This window comes from Streptomyces anulatus (assembly GCF_000721175.1).
Lineage (GTDB): Bacteria > Actinomycetota > Actinomycetes > Streptomycetales > Streptomycetaceae > Streptomyces > Streptomyces anulatus_C.
In genome coordinates, this window is record NZ_JOEZ01000035.1 from 19,742 (window position 1) to 41,841 (window position 22,100).

Annotated in this window: 19 protein-coding genes and 4 pseudogenes; 11 read left to right on the forward strand and 12 right to left on the reverse strand. The window is 71.0% G+C overall.

Annotated elements, in window-relative coordinates; translation table 11 throughout:
- Positions 1-308: 308 nt before the first annotated feature.
- On the forward strand, positions 309-1,382 hold the full coding sequence (locus IG90_RS0131340; RefSeq protein WP_030592105.1) for an SMI1/KNR4 family protein: 1,074 nt from the start codon (positions 309-311) through the stop codon (positions 1,380-1,382).
- 77 nt (positions 1,383-1,459) lie between these two features.
- Positions 1,460-1,852 carry a hypothetical protein gene (locus IG90_RS0131345; protein WP_030592106.1) on the forward strand — a complete coding sequence of 131 codons (393 nt, stop codon included), beginning with the start codon at positions 1,460-1,462 and terminating at the stop codon, positions 1,850-1,852.
- A 48-nt stretch (positions 1,853-1,900) separates the two neighbouring features.
- Here the strand turns inward: IG90_RS0131345 and IG90_RS0131350 are convergent, their stop codons facing one another.
- Complete coding sequence (locus IG90_RS0131350; protein ID WP_030592107.1) at positions 1,901-2,452, reverse strand: hypothetical protein; 552 nt, start codon at positions 2,450-2,452, stop codon at positions 1,901-1,903.
- 73 nt (positions 2,453-2,525) lie between these two features.
- Between IG90_RS0131350 and IG90_RS0131355 the strand changes: the two genes are divergently transcribed.
- From IG90_RS0131355 to IG90_RS44475, 3 genes and pseudogenes are all read left to right on the forward strand, one after another.
- Positions 2,526-3,341, forward strand: a complete 816-nt coding sequence (locus tag IG90_RS0131355) for a WG repeat-containing protein (protein ID WP_030592110.1) — start codon at positions 2,526-2,528, stop codon at positions 3,339-3,341.
- Positions 3,342-4,008: 667 nt separating this feature from the next.
- Positions 4,009-4,263: pseudogene (locus tag IG90_RS43935) on the forward strand (helix-turn-helix domain-containing protein); the annotation flags it as partial.
- 1,438 nt (positions 4,264-5,701) lie between these two features.
- Entirely contained in the window at positions 5,702-6,418 is a 717-nt protein-coding gene (locus tag IG90_RS44475) for a hypothetical protein (protein WP_030592114.1), read from the forward strand.
- A 483-nt stretch (positions 6,419-6,901) separates the two neighbouring features.
- Here IG90_RS44475 and IG90_RS0131370 read toward each other — a convergent pair whose 3' ends face one another.
- The 6 genes from IG90_RS0131370 to IG90_RS0131395 form a co-directional block, all read right to left on the reverse strand.
- Positions 6,902-7,498 carry a hypothetical protein gene (locus IG90_RS0131370; protein ID WP_030592115.1) on the reverse strand — a complete coding sequence of 199 codons (597 nt, stop codon included), beginning with the start codon at positions 7,496-7,498 and terminating at the stop codon, positions 6,902-6,904.
- Between the two features lie 71 nt (positions 7,499-7,569).
- Positions 7,570-8,736, reverse strand: coding sequence for an ROK family glucokinase (locus IG90_RS0131375; RefSeq protein WP_030592117.1), 1,167 nt, complete (start codon positions 8,734-8,736; stop codon positions 7,570-7,572).
- A gap of 133 nt (positions 8,737-8,869) precedes the next feature.
- Entirely contained in the window at positions 8,870-9,736 is an 867-nt protein-coding gene (locus IG90_RS0131380; RefSeq protein WP_030592119.1) for an ATP-binding cassette domain-containing protein, read from the reverse strand.
- On the reverse strand, positions 9,733-10,788 hold the full coding sequence (locus IG90_RS0131385; RefSeq protein ID WP_030592121.1) for an ABC transporter permease: 1,056 nt from the start codon (positions 10,786-10,788) through the stop codon (positions 9,733-9,735). Before IG90_RS0131385 ends, IG90_RS0131380 begins: the two co-directional genes overlap by 4 nt.
- Positions 10,785-11,795: a sugar ABC transporter substrate-binding protein gene (locus IG90_RS0131390; protein WP_459170905.1), complete on the reverse strand. Its 1,011-nt coding sequence runs from the start codon at positions 11,793-11,795 to the stop codon at positions 10,785-10,787. The genes IG90_RS0131385 and IG90_RS0131390 overlap by 4 nt, the downstream gene beginning before the upstream one ends.
- A gap of 338 nt (positions 11,796-12,133) precedes the next feature.
- Positions 12,134-12,892, reverse strand: coding sequence for a GntR family transcriptional regulator (locus tag IG90_RS0131395; protein WP_030592126.1), 759 nt, complete (start codon positions 12,890-12,892; stop codon positions 12,134-12,136).
- A gap of 130 nt (positions 12,893-13,022) precedes the next feature.
- Between IG90_RS0131395 and IG90_RS0131400 the strand changes: the two genes are divergently transcribed.
- Positions 13,023-14,042 carry a Gfo/Idh/MocA family protein gene (locus tag IG90_RS0131400; protein WP_030592128.1) on the forward strand — a complete coding sequence of 340 codons (1,020 nt, stop codon included), beginning with the start codon at positions 13,023-13,025 and terminating at the stop codon, positions 14,040-14,042.
- Between the two features lie 202 nt (positions 14,043-14,244).
- On the opposite strand, the pseudogene IG90_RS42690 reads toward IG90_RS0131400, so the two are convergent.
- A pseudogene (locus IG90_RS42690) lies at positions 14,245-14,394 on the reverse strand (DNA-binding response regulator); the annotation flags it as partial.
- A 16-nt stretch (positions 14,395-14,410) separates the two neighbouring features.
- On the opposite strand from IG90_RS42690, the gene IG90_RS46255 reads away from it, so the two are divergent.
- On the forward strand, positions 14,411-14,593 hold the full coding sequence (locus IG90_RS46255; protein ID WP_078585475.1) for a hypothetical protein: 183 nt from the start codon (positions 14,411-14,413) through the stop codon (positions 14,591-14,593).
- 53 nt (positions 14,594-14,646) lie between these two features.
- Here the strand turns inward: IG90_RS46255 and IG90_RS0131410 are convergent, their stop codons facing one another.
- A complete protein-coding gene (locus tag IG90_RS0131410; protein WP_030592137.1) occupies positions 14,647-15,576 on the reverse strand; it encodes a DMT family transporter in 930 nt (309 codons plus the stop codon).
- A 205-nt stretch (positions 15,577-15,781) separates the two neighbouring features.
- Between IG90_RS0131410 and IG90_RS42700 the strand changes: the two are divergent.
- The 3 genes and pseudogenes from IG90_RS42700 to IG90_RS0131425 form a co-directional block, all read left to right on the forward strand.
- Positions 15,782-15,916, forward strand: a pseudogene (locus IG90_RS42700) (TetR/AcrR family transcriptional regulator); the annotation flags it as partial.
- 113 nt (positions 15,917-16,029) lie between these two features.
- Positions 16,030-16,809: an SDR family NAD(P)-dependent oxidoreductase gene (locus IG90_RS0131420; protein ID WP_030592140.1), complete on the forward strand. Its 780-nt coding sequence runs from the start codon at positions 16,030-16,032 to the stop codon at positions 16,807-16,809.
- Positions 16,810-17,148: 339 nt separating this feature from the next.
- Entirely contained in the window at positions 17,149-17,979 is an 831-nt protein-coding gene (locus IG90_RS0131425) for an aldo/keto reductase (RefSeq protein ID WP_030592142.1), read from the forward strand.
- A gap of 94 nt (positions 17,980-18,073) precedes the next feature.
- Here IG90_RS0131425 and IG90_RS46260 read toward each other — a convergent pair.
- The 3 genes and pseudogenes from IG90_RS46260 to allB form a co-directional block, all read right to left on the reverse strand.
- Positions 18,074-18,208 (reverse strand): annotated as a pseudogene (locus IG90_RS46260) (putative quinol monooxygenase); the annotation flags it as partial.
- Positions 18,209-18,363: 155 nt separating this feature from the next.
- Positions 18,364-19,485 (reverse strand): allantoicase, encoded by a 1,122-nt coding sequence (gene alc, locus IG90_RS0131430; protein WP_030592145.1) that lies wholly within the window; start codon positions 19,483-19,485, stop codon positions 18,364-18,366.
- Positions 19,486-19,548: 63 nt separating this feature from the next.
- Positions 19,549-20,892, reverse strand: a complete 1,344-nt coding sequence (gene allB / locus IG90_RS0131435) for an allantoinase AllB (protein ID WP_030592148.1) — start codon at positions 20,890-20,892, stop codon at positions 19,549-19,551.
- A 336-nt stretch (positions 20,893-21,228) separates the two neighbouring features.
- Between allB and IG90_RS0131440 the strand changes: the two genes are divergently transcribed.
- The gene (locus IG90_RS0131440) at positions 21,229-22,032 is read left to right on the forward strand and encodes an IclR family transcriptional regulator (RefSeq protein WP_030592152.1); all 804 of its coding nucleotides are present in this window, start codon (positions 21,229-21,231) and stop codon (positions 22,030-22,032) included.
- Positions 22,033-22,100: the final 68 nt, after the last annotated feature.

Below are 22,100 nucleotides of genomic sequence, written 5' to 3' on the forward strand. Positions count from 1 at the left end.
TCAGGCAATCGGTTGCCCGTTCTCCGCGTGAAGCCGGATTTTGCGTACCGGGTTCGGTACTTCAACGGATCTCTTCGGTATGCGGCGTGTGCGAGGCTCCGTCCGGGGGCCAGACAGAGGTGGCGGCACACGCCGTCCGCACGTGGCTCACCCCCATCAGGCCCCCGAGGTGAGCCCGTCCGTCGGCGGGGAGCGGCCTCGGCCCGGTCCTGCGGACGAGGGCGGCCCGAACCGTCAACAGTCTCAAGGACGGGTGGTGATCGCGCCGGGCCGACCCGTCCTCCAACCCGCCCTGAAGAGGAGCGACGATGCCCAGCCACGACGAGGCCGACAGGTTCTACGGGCTGCCGATCACGCCCCGGATGCTGGAGGCGTCCGACGAACAGCTGACCGGGTCGTACGACGGCGATCTGGTGAACGCCCATCTGGCGGCCAACTACTCCTGCTTCGGGGCGATCGACAAGACCCTCGCCGGCTTCTTCGTCCTCGACGACGAGGGTGACAACTTCACGGTGCTGGATGTACGCGGGGACGGGCGGGTGTGGTGGCAGGATCACGAGACCCGTGAGCTGTACGACCGGTTCGACTCGCTGGAGGACTGGGTCTCCTTCAAGAAGGAGCTGGCCGACGGTACCGACGAGGACGAGCTCCGCGACGCCTACCGCACCGGTCGGCCCGCACGGCAGGACGCACCCGGCGTGCCCACCACGAAGACGCTCGCCGGGCGCTACCAGTGGCTGGTGTGGCTGCTGACCCAGCCGTTGCTCGACGGTGAGGGCAAAGATGTCCAGAGCGACGAATACCTCGCGCGCAATGCCGCCGGACATCTGCGCGCCGTCTGGCCGACGGACGAGGACGCTCAGACGGCGCTGCGGGCCGAGCTGCCGCATCTCACCGCCGATCCCCACCTGGCGGTCTACTGGCTGCTGCACACCTCGCTGCCGGCGCTGGACGAGCAGCGGGCGCAGGTGCTGGCGGCGATCGGCCCGGAGGGCGGGCGCCCGCCGCTGGTCGAGGCGTTCGCCGCGGTGTTCGGCGCGCTGCCGCTCGACGGGGACGTCCCGGTCGTCCCCGGTTTCCGGGCCCGCCGGTCACTGGCTCTGCTGGAAGCGGCCACCGAGCCGGAACAGTACGCGCGCGCCGCGCTGGTCTCCCTTCGAATGGCGCCCGGGGTGAGGCCGTTGAACAAGTTCGGCTTCGTGTGCGACGGCCTGGCGGACGGGACGCTCACCGATGACGCGGTCGCGGCCGCCGTCGAGCACATGAAGCCCGCACCGGGCACGTCGGCCCTGCGCGCCCTGCTCGACCAGCGGGCGGGCACCGCGAGGTCACGACGGACGCGGCCCGACCCGACGCCTTGTGACCGTGACCGACGCCCGTGAACGGCCGTGCTCCACCGGCCGCGCGACTGGTCGGGACGAATGCTCGTCCCGGCCCTACACCACCAGGAGAGCCGCACGTGCTGCCCATCCATTTCGTCGACGGCGACGCCACCACCCCGCATGCCGGCGGCAACAAGATCATCGCGCAATTCTGCAACGACACCGGCGGCGACGTTCAGGCCCGGCTCTTCTATGGCGAACACCATCACTTCACCGTCGGTGGCGCACTGAATGCCAACGCGGTAATCGGTCGGCCGAGGCTGGAGATCGCCACCCCACCGGAGGTGATCGACGTAGACGACATCCGCATGCTGGAACATTTCGACCGCGACCTACTGCGCGTGTTCGACGACCATGACACGAACGGCAACGCGATCACCCACGTGGACGGTTTCCGCGACTTCCGCGAGCTGAAGCGACGGGTCAACGCAGGTCTACCGCTCAGCCCTGCTGAGACCCGCGACAGTTGAGCCTTCACGACCGAATCGCGTGGAGCCGGACTTGTTCGCCGCCAGGTCTCATTCACCGCCCACCCTTGTGCTGGTCGATGCCACGTCGCTGCGGAACACCGATTGCCCCGCCAGCAATCGGTCGAAGAGTTCGTACCGGTCCACTCGTGCCTCGGCGTCCCCGTCGTTGTCGGTGAAGACCTCGTCCACCAGCAGGGCCCGCAACCGTTCCGCCAGTCCCTGCTGGCCGTCCGACCATCCCGCGAGGTAGCTGTCGTAGTCGACGTGGACGGCCGCCTCCACCGAGGCGCCCGAGGGATCCTCCTCCAGGACCAGCCGCGCCCGGACCGTACCCGAGGCGGTCGTACGAGGGTCGAGACTGACGCAGCAGACGACGTCCGCACGGATGTCTCCCTGCACCAGCAGGTCGCCGGCGCTGAACACCGCGCGCGCCGTCAGGTCTCCGTCGACGACGATCCGCCCCTCGGAGCCGTGGTCGTACAGGCAACCGCCGACGACGAGCGAGCCGCTGACCACCAGCGACGCCGCCACGCCGAGATGGCCGGGGACGACGAGGTCACCGCGATGACGCAACTGCTCGGACAGTTCCGTGTGGTCCATCCCACCGACTTCTTGATCAACTGCCTTATCGGGCATCGTAACCATCACTTTCAACTTGGACATGAGGGATGAAATGACCGACATCGTCTCCTACTGGCGGGAGTTCGAGCAGACGCTCCAGGCGAAGGGGCTCGGCTGGGCACTGGAGTACGCGCCCGCCGACCTGCGCACGGCACGGATGCACCGCCACCCGTACGGGGCACGGCTGGACCGTCTGCTGCCCGCCGACTACCTTGCCTTCGTCAAGGAGGTCGGCTATCCGGTGCTCGGTTTCGAGTACTACGACCGCCAGGGGATGTCGTTCCTGCCACCTGAGCCGATGGCCGTGCTGTCGCCCATGGTCCATGACCACGACCACGGCTTCCCGGAGGAGACGGAGGGCGAGCCCACCATGTGCCGTCATGCCTTCTTCGCCGGCTACGACCTGTCTGACATCCACGGCTTCGCGCTGACGGAAGACGGGGTGTGGGTGGTCGAGGACTCCAGTGTGGTCGAACACGCGGGAACCTTCACGCAGTGGCTGCAGGATGAGCTCAAGAGGCTGGAACAGGAAATCGCCGAACCCGGTTTCGCGGACTGCACGGAGCCCGACGAGGCGGCCGACCCCCACCGGCTGTTCGGCTACTCACTCGAATCGAACTTCACTGACCGGTCTCCCTACAGTGCGGCGGATCTCGAGCTGAGTTGGGTCGAGGAGCAGGTCGGCAGCCCCTATTCGTACGGCCTGATCGACGCGTCGGGGCGGTGGCGCATCCCGATGGGCCGACGGTACGTCGAGGTCCGGCCGTTCCGCGACGGAGTCGCCGAGGTGCGGCTGCCCGCCGAGGACGGCTCCTACGGCGGGCCGTGGGTGCGGATCGACACCGAGGGCGAGACGGTCGGGCAGTAGCGGAACACACGCGGCGGAAACCGGGCGTACCGGCCGTTCTCGACGAACAGCTGATCCCTCGTCAGTGCCTGTCGCGCCTGCTCGTACGCCGACCTGATCCGCCGGGCGTCGAGCGGCAGCCCGACCGACGGCCGGTCCCCGGTTCGCGTCCTGCGTGCGTGCTGTGTGTGGAGGGCTGATTCAAACCTTGAGGGAGTCTTCGACGCCGGACAACAGCCGCTGCCGGGTCGTGTCCCACGACCTGTCACTTGGCGGGAGGCCATCCGCCGCCGGACGCCGTCCGCCCGCCGGGTGATTCCTGCTCCGGCGTCGACGACGGTCAGCCTCGGGCTCAGTCCCCGGCCTGCTCCTGTGGCTCCCGGTAGTTGCTCCAGAGCCCGTCGAAGAGGCGGCGCACGACCGTTTCCTGGTCTGCGGTCAGTTCGACGCCCTCCTCCTCCAACCGCTCGACCAGCTCCTGCCAGACCCCCTCGGCGTCGTCGAACGGCATGTGGTCGTCATATTTCCATGTGTCAAGGGTCAGATCAATTCCTTCGAACCAGCCCTTCTCACCCTCACCGTCGTTCCAAGGGAATGTGGGAAGTTCCACCCTGCTCACTGCTCGTTCCTCTCTCCTCGAATGCAGGACATCGCTTCCCAATGGCCTCACTGAACGCTTCTCATCCTGCGGCAGGCGCTGCTCGTCCTGGTGCACCTGCGCTAGAACGAGACCCTGGCCCAGGTCGCAGCGGGGTTCGGCGTCTCCATCGCGACCGCCGGCCGCTACGTGAGCGAAACGGTCGACATCCTCGCCGAGCGCGCCCCGAGCCTGCCCGAGGCCCTGCGCGAGTTGCCGAGGGAGGGGTTCGTCGTCCTCGACGGCACCCTGATCGCCACCGACCGCATCGCGGCGGACGAGCCGTACTACTCGATGAAGCACCGGGGCGCCCAGATTCTCGAGCCAGCCCGGCGGCTCGGCAGCGGTGAATGCCGTGGCCATCGCGCTCAGCCAGGCCGCGAATGAGGGGAAGGCGGGCGATGCCTCGTCCGGGAACTCCCATGCGCCGCCGTCGACGAAGCATGCGAGCCCGACCGGGGCATCCTGGTGGTGGTAGTGGACGGGGTACTCGCCGTCCGCGTCCGGCCGGGTGGCGTCGAAGCACCAGACCGCCTCACCGCCCCCGTCGGCGGCAAACCCGACCAGGTGGTTCGTGGACAACAGGCGGCCGTCACCGCGGTCCACGTCCTCCGGCAGGTGCACGAGGTCGGCGTTCAGCTCAACCATGGCTTCGTCGTCGACGATGTCGAACTCCGCCCAGAATCCGCCCACTTCCCGTTGGCAGACGAACGCGTTGTGCGAGGCCAGGAAGGCGCGGTAACTGGGAGGTGCCGTCCAGCTGACGGTGCCGACGTGCGGCTCGAGGTCCGTCTCCCGCTTCGCTACGGCCTTGGCCGGGGCAGGCCCCGATGCGGTGACCGAGACCGTTCCGTCTCCGGCGGCGCGGTGGAGGATTGCCAGGCTCTCATGTACCTGCTGTGTCAACGGTGTTGCTCCGTTCTTGTTGCCGTTGGCCAATCAACGCGCGCCACGGCGCCACCGTCCCCCTGCCCGCACCGCGCGGGAGGCGAGGACGCGGCAGGCCGCGTGACGCGCTTACCCATCGCTGCCGCCCGTCCCGGCCGAGGGCCGGGTCCCGGGCGCAGCAGAGGCCGTCCTTCGAGTGCGGCCTTCCAGGTCCTGGAGGAGTGACCTCGCCCCTTTCCCACATTTCGAGCCACGCGCCCGCAGATGCGGCACCGTGCACGACAAGCATTCCGCCGTCGGTGAGTTCCGTCATCAGAGAACCCCCGACGGTGAGTGAGCCGCCGACGCGTCGATGACGTGGCCCCGAAGATGTCCTCCAGGCCGTCCACCAGCCCGTTGCTGGCTTCGCCGATGTCGTAGCGCTCCGTCGCCTCCGCCGGCGGCACCGGTGCCCAGCTCTTCGCCCGTTGCGCGGGGACATGTCGTCACTCACATTCTGTACGGACCCGGAGGTGCTGTTCCCTCAGCCACGCATACGGCGGGCAGCCGCCGACGGCCGTACGGCGACTCTTGCACACGCCCGTTACCGGTGGCATCGGTAGGGCGTGTGGGTAGATCTACGCAACGTGACTGGTCAGTAGTGTGACGTGCTACGCCCCTATCCGTCACAATGCGACCCCTGCCGGCGGACGCAGTGGCCGCCTCACGGACAGCATCGTCGTAGCCGTGCTGTACAAAGCTGACAGACGGAGACCAATGGCGGACCCGCCGTCTCGACCGCATCGAGCTCCACTCCGCCGGCACGAAGATCCCCTTCGAGGATCGCCATCGCCTGGCGTCCTTCCCCGAGGCCGCGGTGCTGACGGACCTGATCCTCGCCCCGCTGACGGAGGCCGTCGATCCCAAGGAGCTCTACCTGGCCACAACGGCCGAGCTGAGCCGAGGATTCGCGCGGATCTACATCACCCGCGGCCGCCAGGACCCGCTCTACCAGCGCTTCTGCCGACCTCGCACAGGCCGGGGAGCCGCCAGATCAGGCTTCGGACTCGTGACGAGCCCGCTGCCACGCTTCCTCAAAGTCACCGGGTCTGATCTCCATGGACGCATACTGCGGATCATGAAGGTCGCACGGCGGGTTGAACGGCCAATCCTCAACGCCCGTCTTGACCGAATCACCGTCCGGGCCGATCTCAACCTGCCGCAACCGCCGTCCGTCCGGTCCGAGTTCCATCAGGAAGACCTCTCCTTCCTCGCCCTCCGCCCAGCGCAGGCACACACGGTCCCGTCCCGCCAGGACACCGAATCCCGGCTGACCACGCTGGGCATCCCGCTGAGCGCGGAGGCTGGACAGCGGATTCGGGTCCGGATCGTCAAGACGGACCTCCTCCAAACCCCACGTCTCGGCACGTCTCACAGCATCCGGGTCCGCGATCACCTCAACCTCGGCGCAGGCACTGACGATCTCCTCCGCCGAGCCCGCCCGAACCCACCACCACAGACCCCCCATCCCATAGTCATGAAGGACCAGATAGCGCGTCTTCCCGACCTCACCCTGTTGGCTCACAGCCCGTGAGCCTACGTCGCCCCAGGCCCAGTCCGGATTCCCCCCGACTGCTCTGCCATGACTCGGCTCACAGCCCCCGGATTCCGCAGAAGCCAGATGCACTGAGAATCCCGAGCCGACTGTTCTCACTCGACCTGGCAACACCGCAGCTCGGCGCAAGATCCACAGACAAGCTCAACGCGACAGGACACTCTGCGGGGTCAGCGGCGCAGGCGGGGCGAGCGGGTTACGGTCCGGCTGTGCGGCCCCTGGTACCGGCGGGCGTCCGGGCGCCCCATGGCCGCCGGGGGCCGGGTAGGGCACCGGGTAGGACTCCGGGGCGGCCGGCGGGGGCACGGCGTCCGGTCCCTGGTGCGGGGCCATAGCCGCCTGGTGAGGCGCTCCGGGGTGCGGGGCGGGCCCACCGGGGTGGGGGGCCTGCACGGGCTGCGGGGTCGTCTCGCTCACTTCGCTCACTCGCTCCGGATTACTGAGCGCCCCTCCGGCTCACCGTCAGGGGGTCGCTGCCGATACGACATAAACGACCGGGCTGGCCGGATCGGTCATATTGACCGTGATGTTCTGGGTGGGGCGCGGCTTCTTGTTGCTGTGCGTGGTGCTGGCCCAGTGCTCGCCCGGGCCGAAGGACCAGCCGGTGATCTTGATGTCTCGCCGGCTGATGTCGATCGTGCCGGGCTCCAGCGCCGCGCGTCCCGTGCCCACCCCGGTCAGGAAGCGGTCGAGACCGGCGGAGGTCGTCCGGAACTTCGCGTACATCCGGCTGGCTTTCCAGTTGTTCGTCTCGTAGTACTGGACGCCGAGCCCGTTGCCGGGGATGGGGATCTCGAAGATCCGGCGCTGCATCTTGGAGGGCCAGCCCTCACGGAGGCCCTGGGCGGCCGCCTCGGCCTCCTTGTCCTGGCCCGAGCGGCGGCTCTGGCCGGCCGAGATCAGCAGGTAGCCGGCCGGGATGCCGATCAGCAGCACGATGATCGTGGCGGTGATGAAGCGCCGCTTGAACACACGTCGGCGGTCCTCGGGCGGTTTGCGCTCGCCGTCGCCGGGAGACTCCGACTGGTGCGGCACCACGGGGTGCTCGGCTGCGATCATGATCAGGTGGTCCCTAAGGTGCTGCGGTGACGGCGTACTGAAGGGTGGACGCCTGAGAGGGCGGCTGCGGTTCAGTCAGCGGTACGGGTGGACCGCGTGTTGCGGATGGTGCTCGCCGCCTGGTCGTAGATCTGGGCGTACCGCTCGTACCGTTCGACGCGCCGCCGGTTGGCCCGGCGGAACCGGCGGGCGACCAGCCGGGCCAGGTCCGCGGCGCCGACCATACCCGCCTCGGGGCCGAGCTGCGCCTTCGCGATCCGGGCCTCGGGGCGGTAGCCGCGGCCGGTGAGATGGCGTTTGAAGGCGTCCCGGGCGGGGTTGATCAGGAGGTCGTCGGCGGCGCTGACGCCGCCTCCGATCACGAAGCAGGACGGGTCGAGCGCGGCGGCGAGGTTGGCGATGCCGACGCCGAGCCACTGGCCGATGTCCTGGAGGAGCTCGATGCACATCGCATCGCCCTCACGGGCCAGTTCGGTGATGAGCGGCCCGGTGATGTCGGGGATGTTCCCCTTCACCCGGTCCAGCAGATAGTGCGCGACCGGGGAGTCGGCGGCGGCCAGCTCCCTGGCCTCGCGGACCAGGGCGTTGCCGGAGCTGTACTGCTCCCAGCAGCCGCGGTTGCCGCACGGGCAGCGGTGGCCCGAGGGCACGACCTGCATGTGGCCGAACTCACCGGCCACCCCGTACTTGCCGCGCTTGACCTGGCCGTCCTCCAGGATCGCACCGCCGATGCCCGTACCGAGGGTGATCATGACGAGGTGGTCCTCGCCGCGGCCGGCGCCGAAGCGCCATTCCGCCCAGGCGGCGGTGTTGGCGTCGTTGTCGACCATGACGGGGACGACGAGGCGGGAGGCGATCGCGTCGCGCAGGGGCTCGTCGCGCCAGGCGAGGTGCGGGGCGAACAGGACCTTGGAGCGGTCGGCGTCCACCCAGCCCGCAGCGCCGATGCCCACGGCGTGGACGTCGTGCCGGTCGGAGAGGTCCAGGACCAGTTCGACGATGGTGTCCTCGACGACCTTGGGGCTCTTGGACTTGTCGGGCGTCTCCGTGCGCAGCTGTTCCAGGATGTTGCCGTCGGCGTCGACGACGCCCGCCATCACCTTGGTGCCGCCGATGTCGATCCCGACCGTGGGGACCCGGGGGGCGGTGAGGTGCGAGCGGCGTTCCTTGGTGCCGACGGTCTTGAGGACGGTGGCGCGGGCGGAGCCGCGGTGTGCGAAGTCGCGGTACGTGCTCATCGTCCCTGCGGGGTCTGGGGGGCCGGGCCGCTGTCACGGCCGGCGGCGGACGGCGCCCGCCGGGCTCGATTCTGCCACTGCCCGGCTCCCGGGGGCCGGTGGGCGGGGTCGGCCGCGCCGGGACGACAGGTGCTCAGGGAGTGCCGTCCTTCGGTCCGTGGGCGCCCGGGAGGGTGGGCGTCGGAGTGCGTTCCAGCTCGTGGCTGAGCTCCTCCAGCTCGCTGCCGCCCGCCATCTGCCGGGTCAGCTCGTCCAGCGTGACGTCGTCCTTGGTGTGGCTGCCGGACATCGCGCCGCGCTTGAGGAGGATGAACCGGTCGCCGACCAGGTGCGCGTGGTGCGGGTTGTGCGTGATGAGGACCACGCCGAGGCCCGCGTCGCGGGCGGCCGCCACGTACTTGAGGACCACGCCGGACTGCTTGACGCCGAGGGCGGCGGTCGGCTCGTCCAGGACCAGGACCTTGGCGCCGAAGTAGACGGCGCGGGCGATGGCCACGCACTGGCGCTCGCCGCCGGACAGGGTGCCGATGGGCTGGTCGACGTCGCGCAGGTCGATGCCCATGCGCAGCAGTTCGGTACGGGTGCTCTCGCGCATCTTCCGGACGTCGAGGCGCTTGAAGGGGCCGACGCCGACGGTGGGCTCGGAGCCGAGGAAGAAGTTCCGCCAGACCGGCATCAGCGGGACGACGGCGAGGTCCTGGTAGACGGTGGCGATGCCCCGGTCCAGGGCGTCGCGCGGGTTGGCGAGGGTGGTCTCCTCGCCGTCGATCAGGAAGCGTCCGGCGTCATGCCGGTGCAGCCCGGCGATGATCTTGATGAGGGTGGACTTGCCGGCGCCGTTGTCGCCGAGGACGCAGGTGATCTCGCCCGCGTGGACCTCCAGCGAGACGTGTTCCAGCGCCTTGATGTTGCCGTAGAACTTCGATACGTCGTCCAGCTCGACCAGGGGTCCGGCGGACTGCTCGGGGACGGCCGTGGTCTGCTCAGGGGTGGCCGTCATGACGTCGCCTCCGCTCGCTTGCGCACCCACGCGTTGAGCAGGGTGGCCAGGAGCAGCATCGCTCCCAGGAAGAATTTGAACCAGTCCGGGTTCCACTCGGCGTACACGATGCCCTTGCTGGTCATGCCGAAGATGAAGGCGCCGACCGCCGAGCCGATCGCGGAGCCGTAGCCGCCGGTGATCAGGCAGCCGCCGATGACGGCGGCGATGATGTACGTCAGCTCGTTGCCGACGCCCTCGCCGGACTGGACCACGTCGTAGCTGAACAGCAGGTGCTGGCCGGAGATCCAGGCCGCGAAGGCGACGCCCAGGTAGAGCCCGATCTTGGTGCGGATGACCGGGACGCCGACCGCGCGGGCCGCGTCGGCCTCGCCGCCGACCGCGAAGATCCAGTTGCCGAAGCGGGTACGGAGGAGGATCCAGGTGGCGACGCCGACGAGCGCCGCCCACCACAGGATCGTCACCTTGAACTCGACGCCGCCGAGGGTCAGCGTCGAGGCGAACAGCGCACGGGCGGACTCGAAGCCCTCCATGTCGCCGATGGCCTTGGTGGAGACGGTGCCGCTGATCAGCTTGGTGAAGCCGAGGTTCAGGCCGGTCAGCATCAGGAACGTGCCGAGCGTGATGATGAAGCTCGGCAGTCCGGTGCGGGTCAGCACGAAGCCGTTGAACGCGCCGATGGCGAGCGTGACCAGCAGCGACACGAGGACGCCGACCCAGACGTTGGCCGTCATCTGGTAGCTGAACATCGAGGAGATCAGCGCCGAGCTGGTCACCAGGACACCGGCGGAGAGGTCGAACTCGCCGCCGATCATCAGCAGCGCGACCGGGGCGGCCATGATGCCGAGGACGGAGGCCGCGTACAGCACGGTGCCGAAGCTGGAGGCCTGGAGGAAGCTGTCGGCGACGATCGCGAAGAACAGGAACACGGCTGCCGCGCCGACGACCGAGCCGAGCTCGGGGCGGCCGAGCAGCTTGCGCAGCGGTGAGGTGCGCACCAGCCGCTCGTCCAGCTGATCCGGGTTCTCCGGCGCGGCGGTGGCGCCGCTCATCGGGTGCCCCGCTTGGTGTAGTCGGCCAGGGCGTCCGCGTCGTCCTTGGTGATGATCTGCGGGCCGGTCAGGACGGGCAGGCCGCCGCCGAGGACGTTGCGGTTGTAGCGGTGGAGCCAGAGCAGGTCCACGGCCTCGTACCCCTGGAGGTAGGGCTGCTGGTCGACGGCGAAGCCGAGCTTGTCGGTCTGGAGCCCGGTGGCGACCTTGGCGTTGAGGTCGAAGGTGTCGATCTCCGCCTTGCTGCCCGCCGTCTGCTTGGCCTGGACGGCGGCGTCGGCGAAGGGGGCGCCGAGGGTGACGACCGCGTCGATGCTCTTGTCGGACTGGAGCTTGGCCTCGATGGACGCCGTGACGTCGGGCATGTTGGTGCCGTCGACGTACAGGTTCTGCATCGTGCCGTCGAAGGTCTTCTTCGCTCCGGCGCAGCGCTGTTCGTGGCCCACGTTGCCCTGCTCGTGCAGGACGCACAGGGCCTTCTTGCGGTCCCGGCTGTTCAGCTCGTCGCCGACGGCCTCGCCGGCGACCGACTCGTCCTGGCCGATGTGGGTCAGGGCGCCGAACTCCTCGGACTCCGCGGAGCCGGAGTTCACGGTGACGACCGGGATGCCCGCCTTGACGGCCTTGGCGATCACGGCCTTCATCGCGTCCGGCTTGGCCAGCGAGACGATCAGCCCGTCGACCTTCTTGTCGATCGCGGTCTGGACGAGCTGGGCCTGCTGGTTGGCCTCGTCGTTGTGCGAGTAGAGGAAGTTGATGTTGTCCTTGAGGGCCGCCTGCTCGGCGCCCTTCTGGACGATGTCCCAGAAGGTGTCGCCGTCGCCCGAGTGGGTGACCATGGCGAAGGTCCAGCGCGGTGTGTTCACCGCGGCCCGGCCCTCGGCGGCCTCGGCCGCGCGCTCTTCCGCCCGCTTGCCGCCGGTGCTGCTGCATCCCGCGAGGGAGGCGCCCAGCACCACTGCCAGCACGGCGCCCATCGCGCGTACCCCTGTCCGAACCCTTGCCACGACGCCGTGCCCTTCTACTGCTGCTCGCTGTGCTGTTCGACGGGGCCGGGGAGTGTACGGTCCCGGCCCGGCTGCCCAAGTATCCCCGAGCCCTGCCCGCTCCCGCCCGCACCCCCAGCCCGTCCGGCGTTCGAGGACGGACCCCTCGCGTGGGCGGGCCCGACGGACACAGGAGCCTGGGGCACGGGACCCGCGGAGCGCAACCCGTGTGCAGGAAACGGTTCCATGAGCAGGTGACCCTGCAGCCGCGATAACCCGACGCACGGGAACCCGCCGGCCGCGGCCGAGCCCGCCTCGACGCTTCCGTCCTCGAACGCCGGACGGGCCGGCTTCGCCGCTCAGGGGCGTACCAGGAGCTGGAACTCGAAGGCGTACCGGTCCGCCCGGTAGACGTGCGAGCCGAACTCGACCACCCGGCCGGTGTCGTCGTACGCGGTGCGCTCCATCGTGAGCAGCGGCGCGCCCACCGGCTCCTGGAGCGCCCGTGCCTGGCGTTCGTCCGCGGCGCGCGCGCCCACCGACTGGCGGGCGCTGTGCAGCGTGATGCCCGAGGCGCGCATCAGCCGGTAGAGGCCGGTGGCCTCCAGTTCCTCGGTGGGCAGGGGCAGCAGCCCCGGCGGCAGGTGGTTGCGCAGGAGGGCCACCGGTTCGCCGTGGGCGCTGCGCAGCCGTTCGACGAGGTGGACCTCGCTGCCCTCGGCGACGCCGAGCGCGGCGGCGACCTCGGCGGTGGCCGGTTCCACGGTGTTGCGCAGGACGCCGGTGGCGGGGCGCTGGCCGGCCGCCTCCAGGTCGTCGTAGAGCGAGCTGAGCTCCAGCGGGCGGCGGACCTGGCTGTGGACGACCTGGGTGCCGACTCCCCGGCGGCGCACCATCAGGCCCTTGTCGACAAGCAACTGGATGGCCTGGCGGACGGTCGGCCGGGACAGTCCGAGGCGGGCGGCGAGGTCGATCTCGTTCCCGAGCAGGGTGCCGGGGGCCAGCCGGCCCTGTTCCACGGCGGCCTCCAGCTGCTGTGCCAGCTGGAAGTAGAGCGGCACCGGGCTGGTGCGGTCCACGCTCAGCGGCAGCGGCCGGTCGGTTCCTTGTGCGGTCACGGGGCGAGCGTAGTTCGCTTGTCCGGACAAAGCCATGGCACATCGGGGCGGGAACCGTCGATCGATGCGGCCGCCATTTGTCAGGACAAACGCTTGACATGATGACCGGGCGAACGTCACCTTGGGGCCCATGCGCATCGGACTGATCGGAACGGGACGGATCGGCACATTCCATGCGGAGGTGCTGAGTCGTCATCCCGCTGTGGACGCCCTGCTGCTGGCCGACGCGGACCCGGAGCGGGCGGCCGCAGCCGCCACACGGACCGGGGCGGCGGCCGTCGCGGTGGACGGCCTGTTCACCGGGGAGGGCCAGGCCGGGGGCCCGCCCGACGCCGTGGTGATCTGTTCGGCGACCTCGGCCCATGCCGGTCTCATCGCCCGGGCCGCCCGCGCCGGTCTGCCCGTCTTCTGCGAGAAGCCGATCGCCCTGGACCTGCCCGGCACACTCGCCGCGCTCGGGGAGGTCGAGGCGGCGGGGAGCGTCCTCCAGATCGGCTTCATGCGGCGCTTCGACACCGGGTACGGCGAGGCCAGGGCCGCCGTACGGGAGGGGAGGCTCGGCCGGCTGCACACCGTGCGGGCGGTCACCTCCGACCCCGCCCCGCCGCCCGCCGCCTACCTCCCGCTCTCCGGCGGGCTGTACCGCGACTGCCTGGTCCACGACTTCGACATCCTGCGGTGGGTGACGGGCCGCGAGGTCGGCGAGGTGTACGCCACCGGCGCGGACGCCGGGCCCGCGATGTTCCGGGAGGCCGGGGACGTGGACACGGCCGCCGCCCTGCTCACCCTCGACGACGGGACGCTCGCCACCGCCACCGCGACCCGGTGCAACGGCGCCGGGTACGACGTACGGATGGAGCTGGCCGGCGAGCTGGACCAGCTCGCCGTCGGCCTGGACGACCGTACGCCGCTGACCTCGGTGGAGCCCGGAGGCCCCGGCGCCCCGGCCAAGCCCTGGCCGGGGTTCCTGGAACGGTTCGCCCCGGCGTACGAGGCGGAGCTGGACGCGTTCCTGCGCGTGGTCCGCGGCGAGCTGGCCAATCCGTGCGACGGGCGGGAGGCCTTGCACGCCCTGCGGATCGCCGAGGCGTGCGAGGTCTCCCGCCGCGAGCGCCGGCCGGTGGCGATGACCGAGATCCCCGGCGGCTGAACCACGGCCTTCCGCGTCCTGGGTCCGGCGCTGCTCCCGCCTGCTCCGCTACCACGCGACCGGAAGGCTCAACGGCCCCCGCATCAGCATCCCGGTGCGCCAGGCGAGCGTCGCCGCGCAGATCGAGCACAGCCATGGCGGTCGGCCCCTCTTCCGTTCCGGTCCGCTCCGGTCCGCTCCGGTCCGCTCCGGTCCGGTCCGGTCAGCGTAGGCCGCCCTCGCCTTCCCCGTCCGTGTCGAGGAGTCTTGCATCGTGGACCAACAGCGCGATCTGGACACGGTTGTTGAGTTCGAGTCTGGCGAGAATCCGCGAGACGCGGGGCCTGACGGTCGCGACGCCGAGGTAGAGGGAGGCCGTCGCCGAGACGATCGGGTTCCTCGCCTTCGCCCAGGGCGCGGGCGGGCTGCTGTACGAGTGGATGGGCTGGTTCCGGCTGCGGACGGTGTTGCGGCGGATCGACTTCCTCAGCGACCGCGGACTGTTCGTCAACATCGTGCTGATCGTGGCAGGGGTGGCCGTGATGATCGCCGCGGATTCCCTCAAGTCCTGACAGCGGGTCCTCGCCCTGGCGGCGGTCACGTCCTGACAGCTCAACGGTCCGGCTCACACTCCGGCGCGCTCCCGGTCCGCGCCGCGCCGCCCCCACGCGGTGCCCGCAAGGACGAGGACCACTCCGGCCGCCCCGAGCAGCCCGAGCCGTTCCCCGCCGAGGCTGATGCCGACGGCGGCGGCCCACAGCGGTTCCGTACCGAGCAGCAGGCTGACCCGGGACGGCGAGGTGCGGCGTACGGACCACATCTGCACGAAGAACGCGAACAGCGTGCAGAACACCGAGAGGAAGACCAGGCCCGCCCACTCCCGGGCGCCGAAGCCGGCCGCCGCGCTCCACGGCGAGGCGCCGGTGCCGGGGACGGCGGCGAGGACGAGGAAGACGGTGGCCGCGCTGCCGAGCTGGACGGTGGTCAGGGAGAGCGAGTCGGCGTCCTGGACCGCCTCGATCCGGGCCATCGCCAGTACGTGGACGGTGCGCGCGAGGGCGGCGAGCAGCATCAGCAGGTCACCGGTCGAGGGGCTGGTGAACCCGCCGCCCTGGGTCAGCAGGACCACTCCGGCGACGGAGAGTCCGGCCGCGGCGACGAATCCGGCCGACGGACGCACGCGGGTCACGGCGGCCTCGGCCAGCGGTGTGAAGATCATGGTGAGGCTGATGATCAGCCCGGCGTTGGTCGCGGAGGTGTGCACCACCCCGTACGTCTCCAGCAGGAAGATCCCGCTCAGCACCAGGCCCAGCAGCCCGCCGCCCCGCCACTGCGCACAGGTCAGCGCCCGCAGCCTGCGCCATCCGGTCGCCACGAGCACCGGGAGCACGATCGCGAAGCGCAGAACGAGCACGGCGATCACGGTGTGGGTGGTGGTGATGCCCTTGGCAGCGAGGTAGCTGGCGCCCCAGACGACGGCGACCGCCAGCACGGGCAGATCGGTGACCCAGGCGCGGCGTGGGGGCGCGAGGACGGGCACGGCGACAGCGGACACCTGGTTCTCCTGGATCTCCACGGAACGTGTTGCGGAGACCTCACCGGCTCGCACGCGGAGCGATCACGCTACCCGGCGGGCTCCTGGGAAAGGAACACCTGTCTCAACGGTCGAATCGTTCCCGAGCATCGCCCGTGGTCAGGGACGGTCGGGCCGTTCGGCCGGGCGGCGGAGGGTCGGTCGGCCACGCCGCCGCTCCCTAGACGTCGCCCTGCTGGAGCTGGCCAACGCCGAGTCGGTGCTCCAGAACAACAACCTCGGCTACGACAAGGCGGCGCGGGCCATCCTGGACCGCCTGCGGGCGGCGGCGACGGACCCCTCGCCGCTGCCCTCACGGTAGGCGGCGCGGGCGGCCGTGGGTGTCCGATACCCGCCGGTGCGCGGGCCCCGACGCGCGTTTGCTTGGGGGGTGCCGTCGGAGCGACGGCACCCCCGATCAGCGAGGAACCGGCCATGTCCAGCACCCTTTCCAGCACCGCTCCCGCCACCGCTCCCACCGGCCTTACGCCCCGCGCCGCCCTGGTCACCGGCGGCAGCCGGGGCATCGGCGCCGCGACCGCGCTGCGGCTCGCCCAGGACGGCGCGGACGTCGCCGTCACCTATGTACGGGACGAGGAGGCGGCCCGCGCCGTCGTCGCGAAGATCGAGGGCTTCGGCCGCCGGGGCGTGGCCCTGCGCTGCGACGCGGCGGACGCAGACGCGGCCGCCGACACCGTGCACCGGGCGGCGGACGCGCTCGGCCGGCTCGACATCCTGGTCAACAACGCGGGGATCGGTGTCCTCGGCCCGATCTCCGGGCTCGCCGGGCCGGAGGTGGACCGGACGCTGGCGGTGAACGTGCGGGCGGTCTTCCTCGCCTGCCGGGCGGCGGCGGAGCGGCTGGCCGACGGGGGCCGCATCGTCTCCGTGGGCTCCGCCCTGAGCCGGTACGTGGGCGGGCCCGGCTCCACCCTCTACGGGCTCAGCAAGTCCGCCCTGGTCGGACTGACCAAGCCGCTCGCCAGGGAACTGGGGCCGCGCGGCATCACGGTCAACCTGATCCAGCCGGGGCCCGTGGACACCGATCTCAACCCGGCCGACGGGCCGTTCGCCGAGGGCCAGCGCGCGGCGACCGCCCTGGGCCGCTTCGGCACGGCGGAGGAGGTCGCCTCACTGGTCGCGTACCTCACGAGCGCGGAGGCGGGCTTCATCACGGGTACGGAGGTCGTCGTGGACGGCGGCCACGCGGCCTGAGAGCGTGTCGGGTGACCTCTGACCGGGCGGCCACGCCCTGGCACGCACGCTTCCGGGCGTTGCCGAGATGCCCCGGCAGCTCCGCTACGAGGGCATCCCGGCGCCCTTGGAACCGCAAGCACCGGACCGTGTCCGCTTTCCGATCGAAGGCCACCCGACAGGCTCTGAGCGGCGCCGCCGCCGGGGCGCTGCCGGTCCATCACCCGGCGCGCTCCCCCGGTCCGCCGCGGGGCGCTCCCCCCGGCACGCTCCCCGGCGGCCCCGTCCAGCCTGCCCCGTACCGGCCGCGCCCCTACGCTGGCCGGGACGGGGCAGCGACGGGAAGGACAGGACCAGCACATGTCCGGCACACCGGTTCACACGCTCAACGACGGCACACGGCTCCCCGCTGTGGGGCTCGGCACCTATCCGCTGGACGACGCGGCGGCCGAGGAGGCCGTCGCCGGGGCCCTGGAGCTCGGCTACCGGCTGGTCGACACGGCCCTCAACTACGGCAACGAGACCGGCACCGGCCGGGGCATCGCCCGCAGCGGCGTCCCCCGCGAGGAGGTCTTCGTCACCACGAAGGTGCCCGGCCGGCACCAGGGGTACGAGGAGACGCTCACCTCGTTCGAGGAGTCACGGGCCCGGCTGGGCGTCGAGTACGTCGACCTCTACCTGATCCACTGGCCGCTCCCCCGCGTAGGCAAGTACGTGGACACCTGGAAGGCGATGATCCGGCTCCGCGAGGACGGTCTGGTCCGCTCCATCGGGGTGTCCAACTTCACCGCCGCGCACCTGGAGCGGCTGGAGCGGGAGACGGGCGTGCTGCCCTCGGTGAACCAGATCGAGATGCATCCGCTGCTCCCGCAGGAGGAGTTGCGGGCGGTGCACGCGGCGAAGGGCATCGTCACGGAGAGCTGGAGCCCGCTGGCCCGGGGCCGCGAGGTGCTGGAGGATCCCTCGACCGTGGCGATCGCTGAGGACCACGGGGTGAGCCCCGGCCAGGTGGTGCTGCGCTGGCACACCCAGCTGGGCGCGGTGCCGATCCCGAAGTCGGCGGACCCGGGCCGGCAGCGCGAGAACCTCGATCTGTTCGGGTTCGAGCTGACGGCGCAGGAGCTGACGACGATCGCGTCCGGGCGGCAGCGGCGGTTCGGCGGCGACCCGGAGTCGCACGAGGAGTTCTAGGGCGTGTTTCGAAAGTAGCGCCGTCCGCCCGGAGGGCGGGCTCGGCGGCGTCTGGTGCGTGCGATCGCAAGGCGGAGGGTCGCCCCGATACCGGCTCCACGCTGTAGGACCAGTCGAAGAAGAGGTTGCCGGGCTCGCTGCGGGTGGCGACGGTGAAGTCCTCCAGCCGGGGGAGCCAGTTGTCGCGCTCGGCGACGAGGGCGGTGAACTTGACGGCGATGAAGATCATGGAGGCTCCAGGTCGGGACGTCGGAAGGTGCGGCTCGCCCTAGCCTGCTCGCCGCACCCCGACCAGGGTGACACACCCTCACGTAACGGGACCGGCCGGGCACACCGCGATCCCGCCTGCGACCGCGTTGCGCCCGGCCCTGCCCACCATCGGGATCAGCCGCCGAGCTCCCGGTGCCGGGCCGCCAGGGCGGCGGCGCCCTCGTCGGTGAGCGATCCGAACAGCCGGAGCCGGGAGATGCCGCCGTCCGGGAAGATGTCGATCCGCACATGGGTGGCCCGGACGATCCCGTCCAGGACGAATCGGTGGTCGGTGTCGGGCTGGAGGCGGGTCCGCGGCAGGATCTCCGTCCAGTCGGCGCCCTCGCCGTCCTGCACCGAAAGGCTCGCCCAGCCCGCGGAGTTGCCCTTGAGGCAGGCGGTGTCGATCTCGACGGCCCGGATCCCGGACTGCGCGGCGAGGCGGTAGCGGATCCAGTCGTTGCCCCGGTCGCGCCGGCGGCGGGTCTCCCAGCCGTCGTCCATCTTGCGCGAGCGTCCCGGCTGGATGGTGTTGGTGGCCGGGGAGTAGAAGCGGTCGGAGGCGTCCTCGACCTGGCCGCCGTTCTCCAGGGCCGCGAGGTCGAACGTGCCGAGCGCGCCGAGCCAGGCGGGGTCCGGGGCGACCTCTCCGTACACGCGCAGCCGGGCGATCCCGCCGTCCGGGTGCTGGTTGACCCGCAGATGGGTGAAGCGCTGCTCGGCGTCGACGGTGAAGCCGTTGGCCGCGTGGCCGCCGACCGCCGTACGGGGGACGAGCGTCACCCACTTCACGTCGGGGGCGTGGAGGTCGTCGGGCGACGGGGAGCCGGGCAGCGAGGCGGCCTCGACGGAGACCGCCTGTGGGTAGTTGCCGCGGAAGTGGGCGGTGTCCAGGACGATGCCCCGGATGACGCCGGGCGCGCCGAGGCGGACGAGGGCCCAGTCGTGGTCGTCGGCGGTGGGGTGCGGTTCGGCGGCGCTGACACCGCGTCGGCGGCGGGTCTCCCAGCCGTCCATGATCTTGCCCTTGTGCCCGAAGTGTTCCGGGTCGAAGACGGCGGGTCCGGGCTTCAGCAGGTTCTCGCGCTCGGCGAAGAACTCGTCGTTGGCGGCGATGACCCCCGCCCCGAGGCGGCGGTCGGCCAGGTCGACGAGGTGGGTGAAGGGGAAGTCGGCGGTGCGGTGGTCGGCGTACGGGTCGCCGCCCGCGTACGGGCGGGCGTCACCGGTGAAGCGGGGTATCACGGCGTCCGTCATGGTCAGGAGTTCCTTTCGGGCTCGGTCAGTGGTCTCGTTCGAGGAAGGGACCGGCGGGCTCGGTCAGTGGTCTCGTTCGAGGAGGCGGCCGGCGGGCTCAGCGAGGACGCCGTCGGAGGCGATGCGGACACCGCGCAGCCAACTGGAGCGGACCACGCCGTGCAGGGTCTTCCCGGCGTAGGCGGTGACCTGGTTGCGGTGGAAGAGCTCGGCGGGGTCGACGGTGAAGGTCGCCTCGGGGGCGAGGACCGCGAAGTCGGCGTCGCGTCCGGCCTCGATGGCGCCCTTACGGGTCAGCCCGGCGAGTTCGGCGGGGGCGGCGGACATCCAGCGGGCGACGTCGTCGAGGGAGTGGCCGCGCCTGCGGGCCTCGGTCCAGATGGCGGGCAGGCCGAGCTGGAGGGAGGAGATGCCGCCCCAGGCGGAGGCGAAGTCCGGGGTCTTGAGGTCCGTGGTGCACGGGGAGTGGTCGCTGACGACGCAGTCGATGGTGCCGTCGGCGAGCCCGGCCCACAGCGCGTCCTGGTTGGCGGCCTCGCGGATCGGCGGGCAGCACTTGAACTCGGTGGCGCCGTCCGGGACTTCCTCGGCGGTGAGGGTGAGGAAGTGCGGGCAGGACTCGACGGTGACGCGGACACCCCGGCGCTTGGCGGCGGCGATCAACGGCAGGGCGTCGCCGGAGGAGAGGTGCAGGACGTGGACGCGGGCGTTCAGCCGCTCGGCGTGGGCGATGAGCCCTTCGATCGCGGTGTTCTCGGCGTCGCGCGGGCGGGAGGCGAGGAAGTCCGCGTAGGCGGGTCCGGGGCGCTGCGGGGCCTCGGCCAGGTGGTGCGGGTCCTCGGCGTGCACGATGAGCAGTCCGCCGAAGCCGGCGATCTCCGCCATGGAGCGGGCCAGCTGCTCCTGGTCCAGCTCCGGGAACTCCTCGACGCCGGAGGGCGAGAGGAAGCACTTGAAGCCGAAGACCCCGGCCTCGTGCAGCGGGCGCAGGTCCTCGACGTTGGACGGGATCGCACCGCCCCAGAAGCCGGTATCGACGTGCGCCTTGCGGGCCGCGACCTGCTGCTTGGTCCGCAGGTTCTCGACGGTGGTGGTCGGCGGGAGAGAGTTGAGCGGCATGTCCAGCAGCGTGGTGATGCCGCCGGCCGCCGCCGCGCGGGTGGCGGTCCAGAAGCCCTCCCACTCGGTGCGGCCGGGGTCGTTCACATGGACGTGGGTGTCGACCAGGCCCGGCAGCAGGACGTCGTCGCCGAGGTCCTCCAGGCGGGCGCCCGCGGGCGCCCCGGTGTCGTACGGCAGGACCGCGTCGATCGTCCCGCCCGCGACGGCGACCGCCGCCGGCCGGGTCCCCCCGGGGGTGACGACGCGCGTCGAGCGCAGTATCAGGTTCACGTCCGGACCGGACACCTGTGCTCCTTCACTCCAGGAATTCAACGAACTGTTGAAGCTTCGATGGAGTCTTCACTCGGGAATCGCCCTCGTCAAGACCCCACCATCCGCCACCGGGACCCGCCGGGCCACCCCGGTCGCCCGACTGGAGGTTTCCACAAAGTAAAAGTCATATTTCGAACTGCGGAACGTAGCATGGGCCAGGAGAGGCGGCGCCGAGCCGTCCGCACCGACCGGTGGCACCCGGACAAAACAGTCCCTGACCGGCACGGACGCCGACCGGGGAGCTGTGGGCCGTCCGGGAACCGCCCGGTAGGCTGCTGCCTTGCCTTCCGCTTCGAAAGGACCGTTGACGTGCCGCCGTCCCACGCCAGCACAGCCGACTCCAAGCCCTCCGGTTCCAGCGGTGGGGTGCAGTCCCTTGAGCGCGCCTTCGACCTGCTGGAGCGGATGGCGGACGCCGGGGGCGAGGTCGGGCTGAGCGAGCTGTCAGCGAGCAGCGGTCTGCCCCTCCCGACCATCCACCGGCTGATGCGCACCCTGGTCGTCTGCGGGTACGTACGCCAGCAGCCCAACCGCCGCTACGCGCTCGGCCCTCGCCTGATCCGGCTCGGCGAGTCCGCCTCCCGGCTGCTGGGCACGTGGGCCCGCCCCTACCTCAGCCGCCTGGTGGAGGAGACCGGCGAGACGGCGAACATGGCGCTGCTGGACGGGGACGAGATCGTGTACGTCGCCCAGGTGCCGTCCAAGCACTCCATGCGGATGTTCACCGAGGTCGGCCGCCGGGTGCTGCCCCACTCCACGGGTGTCGGCAAGGCGCTCCTCGCGCACACCCCCGCCGACGAGGTCCGCGCCCTCCTGGCCCGTACCGGCATGCCGGCCGCCACGGAGAAGACGATCACCACGCCGGAGGGCTTCCTCGACGCCCTGGAGCTGGTGCGCCGCGCCGGGTACGCGGTGGACGACAACGAGCAGGAGATCGGGGTGCGGTGCCTCGCGGTCTCCGTACCGAACTCCCCCACCTCCGCCGCGATCTCCATCTCGGGCCCGGCGGGGCGCGTGACGGAGGCGGCCACGGAGCGGATCGTGCCGATTCTCCAGCAGGTCGCGGGCGAGCTGTCCGAAGCCCTGGCGAGCAGCGGCACGAACGGCGGCTGAGACGAGGAGCGGCGGGGCCCGGATCCGGGCCCCGCCGCTCCTCGTCCCAGACCCGGGCCTGGACTCGT

Excerpts from the sequence above, each read along its gene's own strand:
- IG90_RS0131340 (WP_030592105.1), top strand. The coding sequence starts at position 309 with ATGCCCAGCCACGACGAGGCCGACAGGTTCTACGGGCTGCCGATCACG.
- IG90_RS0131350 (WP_030592107.1), bottom strand. The coding sequence starts at position 2,452 with ATGGACCACACGGAACTGTCCGAGCAGTTGCGTCATCGCGGTGACCTC.
- IG90_RS0131355 (WP_030592110.1), top strand. The coding sequence starts at position 2,526 with ATGACCGACATCGTCTCCTACTGGCGGGAGTTCGAGCAGACGCTCCAG.
- IG90_RS0131370 (WP_030592115.1), bottom strand. The coding sequence starts at position 7,498 with ATGATCGCAGCCGAGCACCCCGTGGTGCCGCACCAGTCGGAGTCTCCC.
- IG90_RS0131375 (WP_030592117.1), bottom strand. The coding sequence starts at position 8,736 with ATGAGCACGTACCGCGACTTCGCACACCGCGGCTCCGCCCGCGCCACC.
- IG90_RS0131380 (WP_030592119.1), bottom strand. The coding sequence starts at position 9,736 with ATGACGGCCACCCCTGAGCAGACCACGGCCGTCCCCGAGCAGTCCGCC.
- IG90_RS0131385 (WP_030592121.1), bottom strand. The coding sequence starts at position 10,788 with ATGAGCGGCGCCACCGCCGCGCCGGAGAACCCGGATCAGCTGGACGAG.
- IG90_RS0131400 (WP_030592128.1), top strand. The coding sequence starts at position 13,023 with ATGCGCATCGGACTGATCGGAACGGGACGGATCGGCACATTCCATGCG.
- IG90_RS0131420 (WP_030592140.1), top strand. The coding sequence starts at position 16,030 with ATGTCCAGCACCCTTTCCAGCACCGCTCCCGCCACCGCTCCCACCGGC.
- IG90_RS0131425 (WP_030592142.1), top strand. The coding sequence starts at position 17,149 with ATGTCCGGCACACCGGTTCACACGCTCAACGACGGCACACGGCTCCCC.
- alc (WP_030592145.1), bottom strand. The coding sequence starts at position 19,485 with ATGACGGACGCCGTGATACCCCGCTTCACCGGTGACGCCCGCCCGTAC.